This window comes from Sphingobacterium multivorum (genome assembly GCF_039511225.1).
In the GTDB taxonomy this organism is placed as follows: domain Bacteria; phylum Bacteroidota; class Bacteroidia; order Sphingobacteriales; family Sphingobacteriaceae; genus Sphingobacterium.
This window is the reverse complement of sequence record NZ_CP154261.1, coordinates 3,977,063-3,996,694: the sequence shown is the minus strand read 5'-3', so window position 1 is coordinate 3,996,694 and position 19,632 is coordinate 3,977,063. Positions and strand designations below refer to the sequence as shown.

The following is a 19,632-nucleotide window of genomic DNA, read 5'->3' as shown; positions in this document are numbered from 1 at the left end:
TGCAATATCAATATAAACCAAACTAAACAATGAAGAGGAAAGAATTTATTCGAAATACGAGTCTGTTGGCGGCATCGGCACTTTTTGCACAGACGAAAGTATTCGGTTTTCAAGCTGATACGGTCCGTGTGGGGCTGATCGGTACCAACGGTATGGGTTGGTCTAATCTGAACGCTATCTTGAAAGTACCAGGCGTGCAGTGTACGGCATTATGTGATGTCGATGAAAATGTTTTGAAGAATCGCGCTGAGGAATTAAAGAAACGCAATATTGATGTGAAGACTTACATCGATTATAAAGATCTTCTGAAAGCAAATGACGTTGATGTTGTTATTGTCGCTACGCCCGATCATTGGCATTGCATGCAAATGGTTGATGCTGTTGCGGCAGGAAAAGATGTATATGTCGAAAAACCGATTGGCAACTCCATTCGGGAATGTGAAATTATGGTTGCAGCTGCTAAAAAGTTTAAACGTGTTGTACAGGTAGGGCAGTGGCAACGAAGCCAACAACATTTTAGAGATGCGATGGATTTTGTTCATAGCGGAAAATTGGGAAAGATACGCCTTGTTAAGGCTTGGGCTTATCAAGGTTGGATGAAGAGTATTCCGGTTCAGGCAGACGCTCCTGTTCCTACTGGAGTACATTATGATAAATGGTTGGGGCCAGCCCCAAAACGTGCGTTTAATCCCAATCGTTTTCACTTCAATTTCAGGTGGTATTGGGATTATGCGGGTGGCCTGATGACCGATTGGGGTGTACATATGTTGGATTATGCGCTCATCGGAATGAAAGTGTCAGATCCTGTTTCGGTAATGGCTGCTGGTGGTAAATTTGCTTATCCCGACGACGCCGCTGAAACACCAGATAGTCTAACAACGGTGTATGAGTTTGATGGATTTAATGTTCAATGGGAGCAGGCAACAGGTATAGATTTGGGCCCTTATCAGAAGACTCACGGTGTTGCTTTCATTGGTAATAATGGTACCTTGGTCGTTAATCGTGAAGGCTGGGAAGTTATTCCCGAGAAAGGACGAATGGACGCTGTCTCTTTCCAACGTTCACAGGACAATGGACTGGACAAGCATATGGTTAATTTCGTTGAAGCTGTTAGAAAGAAATCAGTAGAAGGTCTTCATGCTCCGATAGAAGCGGGGGCTCATATTGCGATATTCTCACAGATGGGAAATATTGCGTACCGTTCTAAAAAGAAATTGTTTTGGGACAAACAAAAGCGCAGTTTCAATGATAAAGATGCGGATGGGTACTTAGTGAAAGTTTATCATAATGGCTATAATCTGCCTAAAGTGTAAGGAAATATGGGTATGAAAGGTATCGTATTGGGTCTCGCTCTGGCGACATTGTCTGCAAAGCAAGTTTCGGCGCAACAGATGGAAAAAATGTGGGATGGTCAAGGAGGAAAAAATTCCATTTCCCAAAATAGAGGGAAACTGTTCCGTGACGGCAAATATGCGATGTTTATCCATTGGGGAATCTATTCGCAGCTGGCAAATACCTGGAAGGGGAAAACGTTTTATGGCATAGGGGAATGGCTCATGAACAAGAGCATGGCCAATATCCCCGTCGCTGACTACATGGCCGCGGCGGCGTCATTTCATCCAGATCATTTTGACGCTAAGGCGATTGTGCAGCTTGCAAAAGATGCGGGGATGCGCTATATCGTGATTACGAGCAAACATCACGATGGATTTTCGATGTTTCATTCGAAAGTGAATTCGTTTAATATTGTTGAGGCGACCGATTTTAAACGTGATCCGATGATTGAGCTCGCGAAAGCCTGTAAGGAAGGGGGCATCGGTTTTGGCTTCTATTATTCGCAAAATCAGGATTGGACTTATCCCGGTGGAAACGGAGGTCCCAAGGTAGATGCTGCTGGTCAGCCGAAAACATTTGACGATTATTTTTGGGAGAAATGCTATCCTGAGGTGAACCAGATTACGACGCAGTATGGGCCGATAGAATTGGTTTGGTTCGATACGCCTGGTGGGATGGATAAGAAATACGCCCAAAAACTTGTCGAATTGGTTCATAAAAATCAACCTGGGGCTTACGTGTCGGGACGTGTTGGGCATGGACTCGGTGATTATTCTACTTTGGGGGATATGGAAGTACCACGGCAGAATGTTCCAGGTCTTTGGGAGGCAGTAGATGTAACCAACGACTCTTGGGGGTATGCTTGGTACGACAATAATTGGAAGAGTGCCCGTGAAATCTTGTCTCGTACATTGTCTACAATTAGCCGGGGCGGGACTTACATGTTAAATGTTGGGCCTAAACCAGATGGGACTATTCCAGAGCCAGCGAGCTTAGCTTTGCGTGGTGCTGGTGCATGGATCCGAAAATATCCAGCGGCCGTCTATGGTGCGCAAGCTTCACCTTGGGGGCACGCCTTGCCTTGGGGGGATGCTACTGTACAAGGACGTAAAATTTCATTATTGGTCTATCACTGGCCAACTAATGGAAAGTTGTTTGTTCCGGGCCTAACAAAAGGGATAACGTCGATCAATCTTTTAAACGCAGATGGGAAGAAAAAGTTAAATTATACGACCGATGGAAAATGGTTGGAGATCAATATCCCATCGGTAGCGTCGGATCCGCTGGTTTCTGTGATTGAGGTCGTTATGCAGGAGACACCTGTTATTGATAAAATGTTGGGTGTCGATCCGGCGATGGAGACAATTCTTCCTGTAGACTTTGCCGAAGTTGAAGGATGCCATAAAACCGGGAAATCCTGGATGGAGAAATTCGGTGAATGGAAACATGTCGTTCAAGTAGGGCAATGGAATGATCAAAGTAAACTAACGTATGCTATAGACATTGTTAAGCCAGGCTATTATCAAGTTGATCTAAATTATACAGGGCAGGGGAGAGTGGTGTGGAAGATCGAAAACTCGGCTGGAGAGATCGTGCAGAATCAACAAGCCGCCGCTTCTGTGTATAATTGGTACCCATGGGGATGGATGAAATTTAAAGCCGCAGGAAGATACAACGTTACTGTTTCATTTCTTGAAGGTGATGGTGACAAGGTCAGTCTCAGTGCACTTCGATTTAAACCTGTAGAATAGGCTGTTGCTGTCTATTCTACAGGTTTTTCAATCATCAATTTCTGTGCTTTCTGCCTTAATTGATGATATTCCCAAAAAAATCAAACAGGGATTTTTAGGCAGGCATTCGATTCAGCTACTCTTGCATAAGAGTCTGTATTTTCTCAATAGAATCCTCATTCTCCAAAAACTCAAGATACGGTAACAAAGGTTCGATATCTTTTTTGTCCATTGTTTCTATGTCTTCAAATAAAGCATTTACAAAATCACTGCAAAAAGATTTGCCAAAGCTATACGTGATGATTCTCGCAAGATCATCACAATCGATCTCCGTGGCATTCAGATTAAATACAAGTTCAGGTATTTCGTAGTCGCCTTCTGCCGGATAGCCGATATACCTAAACATGCTTTCCTTCCATACACGAAATAGAATTTGATGCGAGACATGTTTTCCAAAGTATTCGAACACCTTGGAAAGTAGATCGCAGGCTGCCTCCTTCTCAAAAACACCGGTAATGCTTTTGTCTATCAATTCAGCATAAGGAATGAAAATTGAGCTATCGAAATGAACATCAAAATTAGCGGTAAGCATAGCCAATATATGTTCTTTGGGCTGGATTCTTAGAAGTTGTCTTGCTGTTAATGAGGTTAAGTTGTGCTTTTGTTCTCGACCGTGGCTATCGGGGAGGAGCACGGTGTGTTCTTTGTCGAGGAGCGAGATGACGAATTTCCAATCTTCGGGCCTTTTGAGAATCCTGCAGTTCTGAGCGAGATAACCGCTTCTTTTTGGGTCAGGTTTCTTGTCTCCGACAATAACTTCTCCAGGTTGAATAACATGTTCTGGAGGAACTTTAAACCTGCGTATATGCACAAAGAGTTCTTCTCCGGAAGGTAACGCAAGAGTACCAAATCCTTTGTTATTGTCGAACCATTTGACAGCGCCGATAAACATGGCTGGAGTTGAGTTTTGTTTCAATAGCATAAAGGTAATGAATAAATGCATTTATTATGCATTGAAAATGAAATATTTGTATTTATTTGTCGTGAAAGACTTTTGACGGATCCGATGGATTCTTAGTCTACATGGTTAAGAACGCTTTCTAAACAGCCAAAATGTTCGTAATTTCAATAGAAAGCGACAATCAAATTAGTGGGACGGAATTGGACAGGTAGTCAAAAGGCGTTTTGAAAAATCGATTGAGAGAATAATTTCATAGCATTTTTTGTCGCCTAGGCGGAATTTTGAGTTAACTTAGTCTGTTGAAATCTGTTCTATAAAATCGTTCATTACTATAACGTACCCTATGCAGTCTGTAATTGTCAAATCTATTCTCAATAAAACAAAACAAAGAGATCCTTGGTTTCTTGACGATTACACCGTTAACCCTTATAGCGGATGCTCGTTCAATTGTTTATATTGTTATATCAGAGGCAGTAAATATGGTATTAATATGGCCGAAAAGCTAAGTGTCAAGCGTAATGCGATTGATTTGTTGGACCGAGCGTTAGCGCTCCGTGCCCGTAAAAAACAATATGGGATAATTGTACTGTCGTCTGCAACAGATCCTTATTTGCAATTTGAGCAAACGGAGTTACTGACGCGGCAATTATTGGAAATTATAGGACATTATCGTTTTCCGGTGCATATTATCACCAAATCGGATCTAGTTAGTCGAGATTTTGATTTGTTGAAGCAGATTGATGCTGAAGCGATACTTCCATTGGATCTGCAGGGTAAATTAACACATCGTTCTTTTATTACCTTTTCCTTTTCGACCATCGACACAGAAATTGCCAGCATATTTGAACCAGGTGCACCACCGCCTGAGCTTCGTTTAAATGCATTGAGTCAGGCACGAAAGATGGGATTGTGTAGTGGCGTAAGTTTAATGCCTTTGTTGCCCTTTATTTCAGATACCGGAACTCATCTTGATCAGATGTTTGGGGCTTTTCGATCCAATGATGCAAATTATATTTTTCCGGCAACCTTGGCCTTATATGGTTCTGATCCTGGTGATAATCGGACGTTGGTTATGCGTGCGGTCGAAAAACACTATCCACAACTCGTGGAAAAATACCAACGATTGTTTGGTGCGGACGGTAAACTTCCTGGCTATTATCGACAGGCATTTGCGGAAAAGGTTAAGGGACTATGTCTGCAATATGGGCTTAGGGACCGGCTGACGAATATTGATCCCTTATAAATTCCTGGGTATTTTTGGCGGTTGATCAATACCAAAGTAGCTTTTTCTCCTTCTCTGTGATGTGTGTTAAGTTGAGCCTTTTGCATTTTTTCCTTATTGATAGGCCATTTAAGTTGAATGTGATGGTCTTGATTCTAATCTTTTTAATAAGCAATCTTATTCCGTAGTAAATACAGGTTTTTAGGTATGCTAACTGTTTGAATTTTAGCTTTTAATTGTATGTTTTCGCCCTGACTAAAACCGATTGAAGACAAATGTATTGGATAAAGGTTTTTTATGACGAAGTTTTATGTTAAAACGAAGAAAATAATTAATCTAATTGTTTAGGTATGCTTTCGACTTAGTATTGGCTGCAATTCGTTGTTTTTCATGTTGTTTTGTTTCAAATATGTTACATTTCATTTCGTATAAGGTTTTTTATAAATATTGTTTTCTCATTTTTATTTAAAAATTTGATTATCAATATTTTGTCTTGTTTTTTTAAAGTTATTGATGTTTTGTTTTACTAAAAAATTAAAAAAGACATTCTGTTTCGTGTTAAAATTGTATTATCTTAATATTGATTTAACCAATTGTCGTTTAATTGTTTAGTAATGCTTTGTTAATAATTTACAAATATTAAATAACCTTTCTTTGTAACCGAAGAAAAACAAAACCAAATTCATGAAAACGAAACACGTATTACTTCCTGTAATGATCGGGATGTCTCTCGGCGCGTGGGCCAAGAGCAGACCTGTCTTTCTGACATCTATTCCGGATGTTGAAATTTCCGCCAAATTTCAGGGGCCTATTCGAGGCATTGTAAAAACAGCAACCGGTGAACCTATCTCGGGTGTGTCGATTTTTAATTCAACTACTGGCAAAACTACGCAAACTGACCAACAAGGTGCTTTTGTCATCGAAGGGAAAACTGGGCATGTATTGCGCTTGTCGATGATCGGTTTTGAAACACAGCACGTAAAAGTAGAGGCAATACCCTTAACCATTCAGCTGGTTTCGACAGATCAATCCCTTGATGAAGTAATTGTTGTCGGGTATGGTAAGCAAAAAAAGGTAAACTTAACAGGTGCTGTTACTCAGATTGATGCGAAGATACTTGAAAATCGCCCAGTTGCCAATGCAACTCAAGCTTTGCAGGGAGCAATACCAAATTTGAATATTACTTTTACCAATGGCAGGCCAGGAGGGGAAGGAAATGTTAATATCCGGGGTTTCGCTTCGATAAACTCAGCTAATGCACAACCTCTTATTCTCATAGATGGAGTTCCAGGAAATATCAATACGATCAATCCCCGTGATATTGAATCGATATCCGTTTTAAAGGATGCTTCGGCAGCAGCGATTTATGGCGCTCGGGGGGCATTTGGTGTTATGCTCGTAACAACCAAAAAAGGAAAGGCCGGAAAAATGAACATTAATTACAGTAATAATTTTGGTTGGTCTGGACTGACGGTGCGGACAGATTTTATGACGAGCGGGTATGATGCTGCGAAACTAAATGATGAAGCTTTTATTCGTGCCACCGGTAATAGTTATACCGGATATACAGAAGATGACTATGCTGAACTATTGAAACGAAAAACAGATCCTAGTCTGCCTTCCGTAGTGGTTCAGAATAGAAATGGAAAAGATCAATATGTATATTATGGCAATACAGATTGGTGGAACGAGATGTATCGAAAAACACAGACCTCAATGGAACATTCGTTAAATTTCTCTGGCGGTAGCGAAAAAATTGATTACTATGTGTCGGGGCGACTTTATGAAAAAGGGGGGCTAATGAAAATTAACCAAGATAAATTCGATGCTTATAATGTTCGATCGCGCATAAATGCGCAGGTGACCCCTTGGTTGAAGGTAAGTGCAAATACCCAGCTGAATTACCAAAACTACACCTATCCAGGATGGGCGACAAGTCCAGATAATAACAATAATTTTATTTCAACAACGGTACACGCTTTACCATCTTACGTGCCCATGAATCCCGATGGTACCGCAACCTATAGGACGGAACTGAACAATTATAATATTGGTGATGGTATTTATGCGGATTTGTTGCATGGAAAGTCAAAAGGAGGCGAGGATAAATATGAGTTTATCAATATGTTTGAGACAGTATTTCAGTTGGCGCCAAACTTGACCTTAACGGGTAATTATACCTTTACTTATAATCCGATCCATAACTGGAATAGAAGAACGGCCGCTCCTTGGTCTGTTTTTCCTGGTGTGATCAATTACTTGGGAAATGATACCTATACCGAAGCGATCATCAATAGGCCAAAACATTCACTCAACCTATTCGCCAATTATAGCAAGCAATTTGGAGATCATCAGCTTGCTGCCACGGTAGGCTTTAACCAGGAAACCACAGGGTACAAACGGATCGGTGGTACACATACTAATTTGCTGTCGGAGGACCTGAATGATTTTGCGCTGGGGACTGGTCAAATGCAGTTACTCGGGAATGCAAATACCTGGGCATTACGAGGCTATTTTGGAAGGTTGAATTACAATTATAAAGGGAAGTACTTGTTGGAGGTGAATGGTCGCTACGATGGAACGTCTAAATTTCCATCCAGTCAGCGATATGGTTTTTTTCCCTCTTTCTCGGGCGGATGGCGGATTTCGGAAGAGTCGTTTATGGCTAATCTGAAGCCGGTTTTGAATGAAGCTAAATTTAGAGTCTCCTATGGGGCGTTGGGTAACGCACAGGAAGCTGCTGAGTATGGTTACATCCAATTGTTGAATGCAGGATTGTCTAATTACATAACCAATGGTACAAAAACACAATACCTGAGTGCACCAACTCCAATTTCAGCTGATTTAACCTGGGAGAGAACGAATACATTAAATTTCGGAACAGATCTCGAATTTTTTAGAACTCGATTGAGTGTATCTGCTGACTATTTTATTCGAAATACGCTCGATATGTTGATCCCAGGAAAAACATTGCCAGCGGTTTTTGGTTCGGCGTCGCCTCGGACAAACGCCGGAGACCTAAGAAATAAAGGCTGGGAGATTTCTGTGGCTTGGCGTGATCAATTTGACTTGGATGGAAAACCTTTTGGCTATAATATTGGGCTGGGATTGTCAGATTCTAAAGCGAAGATTACACGTTTTGACAATAAGGAAATGTTGCTAAGTAACTATTATGTCGGCCAGACTTTGGGCGAAATTTGGGGGTATAAAACTGATGGTTTTTTTCAGTCCCAGACGGAAATCGACAATTGGAAAGTTAACCAGGATTATGTGGATAAACAACGGTTGGCAGCACCGGGAGACTGGTCCAAACTTCATCCTGGAGATTTGAAATTTGTTGACATCGGTGGAAAGGATGGCGTTCCGGATGGAAAGGTTGATGCTGGAGACAATACATTGATGAACCCTGGGGATCAAGTGATCATTGGGAACAACAGAGCCCGTTATACATTTGGTTTTAATTTGGGAGCAAATTGGCAAGGATTTGATATCTCAGCTTTCTTTCAGGGGATAGGTCGACAACATTGGTGGCCTGGAGCAAATGCAGATAAGTTCTGGGGGCCATACTCAAGACCGTATTATTCGTTTGTGCCGAAAGATTTTGAACAGGATATTTGGACGCCTGAAAATACAAATGCCTATTATCCACTGTTAAGAGGCTATATTGCCTTGAATGATCGTGGATCTTTGAACGTCAAATCGGATCGTTACTTACAGGATTTAGCTTATATACGGCTAAAAAATCTAACCGTAGGCTATACGGTTCCTCAGGCCTGGCTGAAGCGCGTGAAATTGGCCAATGCGCGGATTTATGTGTCTGGTGAAAATATTTGGACGGCGACTAAGCTCCGTTCCAAATATATTGATCCCGAACAGTCGGCTCAAGAGGTCAACGGAAGATCATATCCAATCTCTAAAACATTTTCATTTGGTCTAGATTTAACATTTTAATAGTATGAAAAAGATAGTATATATATATGCATTGTTGAGCTGTGGCATGATGGCTTGTAGCAAAGATTATTTGGAACGTTTGCCTGAATCGTCGGTTACTCCTGAGGCTTCCTTTAAAACAGAAAAGGATTTGGCGTTATTTACAAAGTCATTTTACGATGCCGCACTACCTTCGGCCGAAGGAGTTTATAACGAATCGGTCGATAATATCGTTAAGACAACATTGGATGATGAATTGACCGGAAAAAGACAGGTTCCGATAAGTGGCGGTGGATGGACTTGGGCAAATCTTCGTAATATCAATTACTTTTTGGCGAATTGCTTTAATACAGTTTCAGAAACAACTGCTGCACCTTATGCTGCCGAGGCGCGCTTTTTTAGGGCATATTTTTATTTCGATAAACTGAAACGTTTTGGAGATGTGCCCTGGTATGACAAGGTCATTGATCAAAATGACGAAGAACAACTTAAGAAGGCAAGGGATCCGAGAACTTTGGTTGTATCAAACATTCTCGCTGATCTGGACTATGCGATTGCCAATCTACCGGCTACCAAAAGTGATGAAAAAGTGACCAAATGGACTGCATTGGCCTTAAAGTCCCGGGTCGCACTTTTTGAAGGAACATTTCGTAAATATCATACAGAATTTAATTTACCCGATGCAAACGGCCTGTTGGAGAAGGCAGCCGACGCAGCCAGCAAGCTTATGGAGGGAGCGCAATACAGCATATACAATGCCGCGGGAACAGACTCTTATGGTGCATTGTTTTATAGCGTTAATAGTTTGCCACAAGAGGTTATTTTAGCGCGGAAATTCTCGGATGCTTTGCAAATTTGGCACAATGTAAATTATTATACGATTACAGCTTCCTACGGAAAACCCGGATTGGATAAAAACTTGGTGGATTCTTACTTGATGAAAGATGGAACCAGGTTTACCGATAAATCCAATTACCAAACAATGACGTTTAAGGAGGAGGTCCTAAATCGCGATCCACGTCTAAGCCAGACGATTCGTACGCCGGGCTATAAGCGTATTGGAGGTGCCGCTGCTGTTGCTCCAAACTTTGGGAATTCAGTGACGGGATATCAATTGATCAAATTTGTGGGAGATGTAAAGTATGATAACTTCAATCGTTCTGAAAATGATATGCCGATTTTTAGGTATGCCGAGGTTTTATTAAATTATGCTGAAGCGAAAGCAGAGTTAGGTACATTGAGCCAGGCCGATTTGGACAAATCAATTAAGTTATTGCGCGATCGTGTAGGCATGCCAAATCTAAATCTGCAGGCGGCTAAATCAAATCCAGATGCATTTTTAGCGAAAGACTATCCGAATGTAGTTGGTGATATGAAGGGGGTACTATTGGAAATAAGAAGAGAACGCCGTATTGAATTGGTGATGGAATCTTTCCGTTGGGATGATATCTTAAGATGGAAAAGCGGCCAGTTGGTCACGAGACAATTTAAAGGGATGTATTTTCCGGGTACAGGCAAGTTTGATTTAGATAATGATGGTAAAGATGACGTTTGGATTTATGAAGGTAACAAGCCGAGTGCCTCGGGAATTCAGCTATTGAAACTGGGCTCGGAAATCTTATTGGAAAATGGGAATAAAGGAAATGTGATTATTAATGCGCATATCAAAAAAGTTTTCGATGAAAAGAAAGACTATTTATATCCAATTCCTGTCCAAGAACGACAATTAAATCCTAACCTTACCCAAAATCCAAACTGGGGAGAATAATACACCTTAAAAAATGCGATCAGTGGTCGAGTGCTTCTCCTGCTGATCGTATTTTTAATATTTCGATATGTTTTTTTAACTAACTGTTTTTTAGTTGTATAGGTTATGAAAAATGCGTTTAATTTATTTTTCGTACCTTTGTACTGTCAAAAGACAGAATGGCGTGAGTTTATTCCGCTATGGCTTTGTGCCTTTGGCACAGCCTAGGTTGTTCGTTATACTTGTTGAAGTATATTTTGGAGATGCTTTATAAATGGAGCATTTCGTCTTTAAAAGATTAGTTTCTTTTTCATCATTGCTCTTACCGAACCGAGAGTAAAGTATGTTAGTTAATAAGTTGATTGAACTGTACGAGTAAGATTTCGATCAAACGGACTCAACTGTAGGGATATTTTTTATTTGTAAGAAAATAGCGTAGGCGTATGGCCTTAGTGGATCACTTATGCCCTTTTGGTTTATTTATGTTTAAAAAAATTAAAAAATGGATAAAACTAGCAAGGTAAAAGTAAAAGTTGAAGACTTGGTACTTGTTTTCGGAAAGCAAAAGAAACAAGCTTTGCATTTACTGAACGAGGGTTTCTCGAAGAAGGATATTTTAGCGAAAACGGGCTGTACTATTGGGATTAACAAAGCTAATTTTGAAATCTTTGAGGGGGAATTTTTCGTTATAATGGGGCTTTCGGGAAGTGGGAAATCTACCCTGCTCCGTTGTCTGAATCGATTGAACGAACCGACATCAGGAAAGGTTTATATCAATGGTGAGGATATAACAGGGAAAAATAATAAAGATCTTCTTGAAGTCCGTCGAACGGAAATGAGTATGGTCTTTCAAAAGTTTGGTCTATTGCCACATCATACCGTGTTGAGCAATGCTGCTTTTGGTTTAGAATTGAGAGGGGAAGAACGGGACAAACGGGAATCTAAAGCGCAGCAAGCGCTTGATGTCGTCGGGCTGAGTGGATTTGAACAACAGCTACCTTCTCAGTTATCGGGTGGTATGCAACAGCGGGTTGGACTGGCTCGGGCACTTGCAAATGATCCTGAAGTACTACTGATGGATGAGGCATTTTCAGCTCTCGATCCCCTGATTAAAACAGAAATGCAAGATCAGTTACTGGAGTTGCAGGATAATTTACAAAAAACAATCGTATTTATTACCCATGATCTCGATGAAGCGATCAAATTGGGCGATCGCATTGCTATTATGAAAGATGGTGTCATCGAACAGATCGGTACTGCAGAAGATATCTTGACAAATCCAGCAAGTGAGTATGTTAAAGCCTTTGTTGAAAAAGTGGATCGCAAGTCGATCATTTCGGCAGGTTCACTGATGTTTGAGAAACCTACTGTTGTACGTTTCAAAAAAGATGGCCCTGAGGGGGCGCTGCGGAAAATGCGGGCGACAGGAATTGAAATTCTCCCTGTAGTCGATGCGCATGATACTTTCCTTGGTTTTGTTCATATGAGTGAAGTCATTCAATCGGCAAAGCGTAGGGAACCCACCGTAGAATCCATTATACATGCCAACGTTCCAACCGTATCGAAGGAGGTCACCGTTGAAGAAATGTTGCCTTTGATATCGGAGATCCGGTCCCCAATCGCTGTGGTGAACGAACATAATCGTTTATTGGGGATCGTAACACAGACGTCGTTGATTATTGAAGCGACAAAGTATAATGAAGAGGAAATTATTGAATTAAAAGAGAAAGCAAATAATCAGTAGAAATGAATAAAGTAATCGATATAGGACAATACATCGCTGTAGCCGTCAATTGGCTGACAGATCATTTAGAGCCATTTTTTAACCTGATAAAAAATACAGGGAATGCATCCATTATTGGACTGGAATGGGTGTTAACAACGATACCTTTTTTTATTATCATCGCATTATTTACAGCATTAGCCTGGTGGAAATCTGGGAAAGGGGTCGCAATGACGACATTGTTGGGATTAACATTGATCTATCTGATGGGATTTTGGATTGCAACGATGGAGACTTTGGCGCTGGTATTGGTCGCTACCTTGACAGCCTTGGTTATATCAGTTCCTTTGGGTGTGTGGGCTGCAAAAAATAAACTAGCGGCCAAGATCATTCGTCCCTTGCTTGACTTGATGCAGACAATGCCGGCCTTTGTCTATTTGATTCCGGCAGTGTTATTTTTTAGTATTGGTAAAGTCCCAGGAGCTTTTGCGACCATTATTTTTGCTATGCCACCTGCTGTACGTTTGACGACTCTAGGGATTGATGCGGTTCCAAAAGATATCGTGGAAGCTGCACGTTCATTTGGAGCAACCAATAGCCAGATCTTATTTAAAGTAGAATTGCCCTTGGCTACCAAAACAATTTTAGCAGGGATCAATCAAACCATATTACTGTCTTTATCGATGGTTGTTATTGCCGGAATGATTGCTGCCGGTGGTTTGGGAGAAAAAGTACTTGAAGGTATCAACAACTTGGATATTGGTCTTGGTTTTGAAAGCGGTTTGTCCGTTGTGATTCTCGCTATTATTTTGGATCGGATCACACAGGGCTTTGTAAAAAAGAAAGCATAGTATGAGGAAAATAAAAAGTATGGTATTGTGTCTGATGGTGTTATTGCTTGGGGCATGCAGCACGGGCGGGAATAAAAATATTATTCATATCGGCATGGTCGATGGCTGGGCCGAAGGAGTTGCAATGACAGAGGTCGCAAAAGTAATTATGGAAGAAAAGGGGTATCATGTCGTTATCCAACGAGCTACGCCCGATATGATCTTAGCCTCTATGAACAATGGCGATACAGATCTATATATGGATGTCTGGCTGCCATTGACTCATGGAAGTAAAGTGGCTAAATTTCCAAATATTGAAGAGCTCGGAACGAGTTATAGCCATGCGCGAAATGGACTTGTTGTGCCAGATTATGTAACAATTGATCGGATTGAAGAGTTGAGAAAACATGAACGAGAATTTGATAAAAGGATTATCGGTATAGAAAAGGGTGCTGGAATAACACGTGCTGTAGATCAAGTGATCAAAGAGTATGAACTCGATTATAAACATGTGAATTCATCTACGGTTGCCATGATTACGGAATTGCAAAACGCGATCAAAGCAAAACGATGGATTGTGGTAGCTGGCTGGCAACCACATTGGATGTTTGCTAAAATGAAATTGAAGTTTTTGGAGGATCCTAAAAAAACATTGGGTGATGCCGAGCAAATCAAAATTTTTGCACGAGGAGACTTTCGCATGGAGCAACCGGAGCTTGCCGAATTTTTTTCCAAAGTCTACTTTGATGAATCAACAATGGCTGATTTGTTGTCACAAATGCAAGGAAGCCAGAACAAAGCCGATACGGCAAAAGAATGGATCAAGAAACATAACGATCTCGTAAAGGGTTGGTTACAGTAAACTGCAGTAATTTATAGTTATCGATGAATACAGCGCTTTTGCTTTTGCAAAATAGCGCAAGATTCTTTTCGTGTGGATTCTGGCAAAAAAATGGTATTTGTGTCTCTTAAGTCAAAACGTTATTTTTATGGTTTGGATCGTAGTTCATTACAGCGAACTACACATCATGACGAATATGGAGGAGCAAAAAATTATTTTGGTTGAAGATGAGCAGGATGTTGCCGATTTGATCGTACAAGGCTTAGGCGAAGATGGTTATAGGGTCATTCATCTGGGGCGTTCGGAAGGTTTGGAACAGCTCTTGGCGAAGCAAGATGTCTCCCTTGTGCTACTAGACATTCTTTTGCCGGGAACTAATGGACTGGATATTTGTAAGCAGATCAGGCAGTGGGGCTATACAGATTTACCTGTTATGATGCTGACTGCACTTGGAACTCCAGAGAATGTGGTGCTTGGACTCGATAACGGTGCTGATGATTATCTTTCCAAACCCTTTAAACTTATTGAATTGAAGGCTCGGATACGTTCATTGATCCGCAGACAACAGTCTATCGTACAGGCAACGCAACGTGAATTGCTACCTTCGAAAGACACATTTAGTTATGGTTTTCTGCGTATCGATGATTATAAAAAAATAGCCTATTGTGACGGGCAGGAACTCAATTTGACCAGCACCGAGTATCGTTTGCTTTTGTTGTTTATTCAGAGCCCCAAAAAGGTATTTGAGCGAACGGAGCTTTTGGACAAAATATGGGGTATAAATTTCGATATCGGATCAAATGTTGTCGATGTTTATGTGAATTATCTGAGAAAAAAGATTGAAAAAATAACGAGCAAAAAAGCGATCCATACGGTTATTGGTATGGGATATGTTTTAAAAATAGAAGACTGAATATTTAAACATGCACAATTATAACCGAAAGCTTACTTATCTCATTGCAATTCTGGTCATTTATGTGAGTTGTTTTGTTGGCTTTATTTTTTATTCCATTACGAATTTTGCTTTTACAGATTTTTATAAGCGGCTGGACCTGCGGCGAAATATTGCTGCGGAGAAATTTCTGAATAGTAAATCTGCCTCCCAAACTGATCAGTGGAGCCTTGATTTTATTGAAAATCTCAATAATCAGCATGAATTTTTGGTGGAATTTGATAGCAATGGTGCTATTGTAAGAAGCCAGGGATTCCATAAAGAGCTTTGGGATAAAATCAATAAAAAGGGAAGCTCAAATTTCAAGTCAGGCAATCAATTCTATTCAACTAAATACTTTTCGCAAAATGGTCGAAAGTATATCGTGGGCGCTTCTGCTGAAAATTACTTTTATACACACCATTTGGCCTATCTTCGTAATCTCCTTATTATAAGTCTGATTTTGGGAATTCTCTTTATATTCGTTGTTTCGGTTTTTATGAAGCGCTCGTTTTTAAAGCCCATACTGACCATGATGAAAGAGGTGCAGGAGATTGGTTCTGAAAATCTCTATAAACGATTGGATGAGGATAAATATAAAGGGGAGCTTCATGGTCTGGCACTCACCTTTAATCGGATGTTGACGCGCTTGGAAACCTCTTTCGAAACACAAAAGAACTTTATCAGCAATGCATCACATGAACTGAATACGCCATTGACATCCATCATAGGACAGGCAGATCTTGCTTTATCCAAAGAACGCACAACGGAAGAGTACCAACGAACATTATTTAAGATCATTGAGTCGGCAGAGCATTTGGAAAAGAAAACAAAAGCACTTTTACTGCTGGCGCGTACAGGTTTTGTTAATAATGCGACTGCATTTAGCCCCGTTCGTATTGATCAGATTGTGATGGATGCCGAACTAACAGTTAAGGCCATCAATGACAAATTTAAGATTATTACAGATTTCAGTCTGTTACCAGATGATAGTATGCGGCTCAAGGTGAATGGAAATGCAATTCTGCTACAGCTTGCGCTATCCAATATTATCAGCAACGCGTGTAAGTATTCATCCGATAGAACAGCATACATTGCTTTGGGTGCATTGGACAATAAAGTCTTTATTCTAATAAAAGACAAAGGTATCGGAATACCTTCCCGTGAATTGGACCATATTTACGATCCCTATTTTAGAGCTTCCAATACGAGTGGGATAGACGGTTATGGTATAGGACTTCCCTTAGCTAGAAATATTATTAAGCTGCATGGTGGGACATTGAAGGTCAATTCTGTTGTGAGTGAAGGCACCACTGTAGAAATTGAACTACCCACTTACCTTCGCTTCTAATGTAGTTTTAATTTAGATGGTATTTCTAATCTCATTTTAATACAGTTGCGAGCTTTCTAATGGAAAGCTAATTTTAGATTCATTCCGTTGCCATATGTGCGTTTTAACTTTGCTAAAAAAAAGCATGGCTAAAACAACGCGTATATTAATACCCAGTGATTTTACAGTCGACTCCCTTCATTTTGTGCGTCAAAGTATTGAAGAGTCAACGGCAGATTGTATCGATATTATCCTTGTGTATGGCAATAAAAGCAGTACTTCTGCGAGTGAATTACTCGGAATTGGATTGGAAGATCAACTGGAGACACTTCAATCGGATTCTTTTTTAAAAGGCTGCAGCGTAATCTATCAGCGCTATAAAAACCGTGGGCTCAGTATTTTTGCAGATATCTTGGGTACCGATAACAGTCATTATTTGCAGCATTATCTTCGAGGCCAGTCTGTAAATGAGATCATAATACCACGAGATTATATCTATAAAAAGAAAACACGCAATTTTTTTAATGTCGCTAATGCACTCCGTAAGGTTGAGGGCCAAATTTGTTCTACGATTATATTTAAAGAGCAATCAAGTATCGGAAACAGAGCAACCGGACTAGTTGAATGATCGCTCGGAGTTTTACCGTTGTTTTAGCTGAAAATTATCATTTCTAACGTATCTTCTATCTATTTTTATGGGGCATATACAAGGCGGACCATCACCCTTACAGCGGTTGGCAAGCCTATTACATACTGAACGGAAAACGATCAATTATATATTTATTTATGCTATTGTGATCGGTATTTTTAGTTTGACTATTCCAATAGGGATAACAGCAATCTTTAATTTTTTAAGCAATGGAGCGATGTATAGCTCTACCTATATCTTAATTGCTTTTGTGTTATTTGGCGTGATCGTGGGCGGAGTATTATTGATCGGACAATTGACCTTAGTCGAGTATTTGGAGCAGAAAATCTTTCTAAAATCGGCGATTGAATTTTCGTATCGACTGCCAAGAATTAAACCTAAAGAGTTACTTGGAAAAAACCTAGTGGAGTTGGTCAACCGATTTTTTGATGTCATCATTATTCAAAAGGGAATTATCAAACTTTTGATCGATATCATCGCCGCGGTTGTAACAATTTTCTTCAGCGTGGTTTTATTATCTTTTTATCATCCCGCATTTTTGGCCTTTGGCCTTATTGTCATTTTTTCTGTTATTACGATACTTGTTTTATACTACAAAAGAGGTTTGAAAACCAGCATTGAAGAGTCTGAATACAAATATGAGACGGTAGCCTATTTGGAAGCTGTTGCCGGACAAATAGACCATTATCGTGGAGATGAGATGAAAATGAACGAAGTGACGAGAACAACAGATTCCATTGTCAGTAAATATTTATCGGCGCGAAACGATCATTTTAGAGTTTTAAAGCGTTTTTTTCTAGGTTCTTTCCTGCTTCGGACCCTGTTGTTTGGAGCGATGCTCTTGCTTGGATCCTATTTTGTTGTCGAGCGGCAAATGACTTTTGGTCAATTTGTAGCTGCTGAAGTTGTGATCGTTCAAATTGGTTATGCCATTGAAAAACTGATGACTAACTTAAATACAATTTTTGATATGCTTACGGGAGTTGTCAAACTGGCGGCTGTAACCGATCTTGCGTTGGAGGAGGACGCTGCGGTTTATGTTGATTAATAAGGATCATTCGAATCGGACAACGCTTTCTTGGAGAGATCTCTCTCATGATGCAGTTGATAGCTTATTGAAGGAGCGGGGATCCTTAGTTTTGGGGCGGATCCTTGTGTTATCTGGGATTGTTTTTGTACTGGCACTTTTTCTCCCCTGGCGGCAAACAATTCTTGGAGTAGGAACGATTACCGCTTTACGTCCACAAGATAGACCGCAGACTATCCAAAATCAGATTGGTGGCCGCATCGAGTATTGGGCAGTTACCGAAGGGCAGGAAGTGAAGAAAGGTGACACAATTTTGGTCCTTTCGGAGACTGCACAATCCTATTTTGATCCCATGCTACCTGTAAGATTGGAAGAACAATTGCATGCCAAAAGGAGTGGAGAAGATGCCGCTAATCAAAAGATGCAAGCTACCCAAGCACAGATTGAAGCATTGAAAAATGGGCTGGATTTTCAGCTTGCATCAGCTAAAAATAAGGTGGTTCAAGCACAAAATGTGGTAAAAATAGATAGTGCAGAACTTGTCGCTGTCATGAGCTTTTTTGAGACCAGTGAAAAGCGGCTTAAACGGTACGAAGAAGGATATCGTGATGGCTTATTTTCGTTAACGGATATTGAGACAAGACGCTTAAATCTACAAAATGATCGAGCTAAAGTAGTAAGTGCGGATAACAAATTATCAAATTCAAGACAATCACTAACAAATGCGAGCATCGAATTAAACAACATCCGTGCAAAGTATAATGAATCATTAGCTAAAGCGCAGTCTGATTTAAGTTCCGCTTTTTCTTCCAAGGCCTCAGTACAGGGCGATATCGCTAAACTGAGAAATGAGATATCCAATATCGATGTCCGACGAGGATTATATGTCGTGAGGGCTCCACAAGATGGTTTTATTGTAAAAACCTTTAAAGCTGGAATAGGTGAAAATATGAAGGAAGGGGAGTCCGTTGCGACATTGCAACCTAAAAAACCACTGCTTGCCGTAGAACTTTATGTAAATGCAATGGATATTCCATTGATAGAGCCTGAGAGTGATGTAAGGCTGCAATTTGATGGCTGGCCATCAATCCAATTTTCCGGATGGCCTTCTGTCGCGGTGGGTACCTTTGCCGGAAAAGTTTCAGTCATCGATAAAGTGAGCAGTACGAATGGTCGATTTAGGATTTTGATACGCGCGACCGATCCGGTTCCTGAGGGTGACGAGCCTTGGCCAATCCAGTTAAACCAAGGTTCAGGTGCTTATGGAAGGGTTATTTTAAACAAAGTTCCTTTGTGGTATGAGATATGGCGACAGTTGAATGGTTTTCCGCCGAGTTTGGAACGAGAACCAAAAGAAAGTGAGAAAAAGTAATTGT

At 40.5% G+C, this 19,632-nt stretch carries 14 protein-coding genes; 13 read left to right on the top strand and 1 reads right to left on the bottom strand.

All coding sequences use genetic code 11. The features are described 5' to 3' along the window. Positions 1-29: 29 nt before the first annotated feature. Together AAH582_RS16870 and AAH582_RS16865 are read left to right on the top strand one after the other, a co-directional pair. A complete protein-coding gene (locus tag AAH582_RS16870; protein ID WP_343318935.1) occupies positions 30-1,313 on the top strand; it encodes a Gfo/Idh/MocA family protein in 1,284 nt (427 codons plus the stop codon). Positions 1,314-1,325: 12 nt separating this feature from the next. Continuing rightward, entirely contained in the window at positions 1,326-3,086 is a 1,761-nt protein-coding gene (locus tag AAH582_RS16865) for an alpha-L-fucosidase (RefSeq protein WP_343318932.1), read from the top strand. Positions 3,087-3,201: 115 nt separating this feature from the next. On the opposite strand, the gene AAH582_RS16860 is transcribed toward AAH582_RS16865, so the two are convergent. After that, complete coding sequence (locus AAH582_RS16860; protein ID WP_156167713.1) at positions 3,202-4,068, bottom strand: cold shock domain-containing protein; 867 nt, start codon at positions 4,066-4,068, stop codon at positions 3,202-3,204. 301 nt (positions 4,069-4,369) lie between these two features. On the opposite strand from AAH582_RS16860, the gene AAH582_RS16855 reads away from it, so the two are divergent. The 11 genes from AAH582_RS16855 to AAH582_RS16805 all read left to right on the top strand — a co-directional run bounded on the left by AAH582_RS16855 (position 4,370) and on the right by AAH582_RS16805 (position 19,628). After that, positions 4,370-5,269: an SPL family radical SAM protein gene (locus tag AAH582_RS16855; protein WP_343318927.1), complete on the top strand. Its 900-nt coding sequence runs from the start codon at positions 4,370-4,372 to the stop codon at positions 5,267-5,269. A 663-nt stretch (positions 5,270-5,932) separates the two neighbouring features. Then, positions 5,933-9,199, top strand: a complete 3,267-nt coding sequence (locus tag AAH582_RS16850; protein ID WP_343318923.1) for a SusC/RagA family TonB-linked outer membrane protein — start codon at positions 5,933-5,935, stop codon at positions 9,197-9,199. Between the two features lie 4 nt (positions 9,200-9,203). Continuing rightward, positions 9,204-10,946 carry a RagB/SusD family nutrient uptake outer membrane protein gene (locus AAH582_RS16845; protein WP_343318920.1) on the top strand — a complete coding sequence of 581 codons (1,743 nt, stop codon included), beginning with the start codon at positions 9,204-9,206 and terminating at the stop codon, positions 10,944-10,946. 481 nt (positions 10,947-11,427) lie between these two features. Beyond that, positions 11,428-12,669 (top strand): quaternary amine ABC transporter ATP-binding protein, encoded by a 1,242-nt coding sequence (locus AAH582_RS16840; protein ID WP_046675375.1) that lies wholly within the window; start codon positions 11,428-11,430, stop codon positions 12,667-12,669. A 2-nt stretch (positions 12,670-12,671) separates the two neighbouring features. Beyond that, positions 12,672-13,499, top strand: a complete 828-nt coding sequence (locus tag AAH582_RS16835; protein WP_343318916.1) for an ABC transporter permease — start codon at positions 12,672-12,674, stop codon at positions 13,497-13,499. 1 nt (position 13,500) lies between these two features. Then, on the top strand, positions 13,501-14,340 hold the full coding sequence (locus AAH582_RS16830; RefSeq protein ID WP_343318914.1) for a glycine betaine ABC transporter substrate-binding protein: 840 nt from the start codon (positions 13,501-13,503) through the stop codon (positions 14,338-14,340). Between the two features lie 127 nt (positions 14,341-14,467). After that, on the top strand, positions 14,468-15,232 hold the full coding sequence (locus AAH582_RS16825; RefSeq protein WP_343318912.1) for a response regulator transcription factor: 765 nt from the start codon (positions 14,468-14,470) through the stop codon (positions 15,230-15,232). 10 nt (positions 15,233-15,242) lie between these two features. Next, positions 15,243-16,601 carry a HAMP domain-containing sensor histidine kinase gene (locus tag AAH582_RS16820; RefSeq protein ID WP_286898222.1) on the top strand — a complete coding sequence of 453 codons (1,359 nt, stop codon included), beginning with the start codon at positions 15,243-15,245 and terminating at the stop codon, positions 16,599-16,601. Positions 16,602-16,725: 124 nt separating this feature from the next. After that, complete coding sequence (locus AAH582_RS16815) at positions 16,726-17,208, top strand: hypothetical protein (RefSeq protein WP_343318908.1); 483 nt, start codon at positions 16,726-16,728, stop codon at positions 17,206-17,208. A 67-nt stretch (positions 17,209-17,275) separates the two neighbouring features. After that, positions 17,276-18,277: an ABC transporter transmembrane domain-containing protein gene (locus tag AAH582_RS16810; RefSeq protein WP_343318906.1), complete on the top strand. Its 1,002-nt coding sequence runs from the start codon at positions 17,276-17,278 to the stop codon at positions 18,275-18,277. Next, on the top strand, positions 18,267-19,628 hold the full coding sequence (locus AAH582_RS16805; RefSeq protein WP_343318903.1) for an HlyD family secretion protein: 1,362 nt from the start codon (positions 18,267-18,269) through the stop codon (positions 19,626-19,628). Before AAH582_RS16810 ends, AAH582_RS16805 begins: the two co-directional genes overlap by 11 nt. The last annotated feature ends 4 nt before the right edge of the window (positions 19,629-19,632 follow it).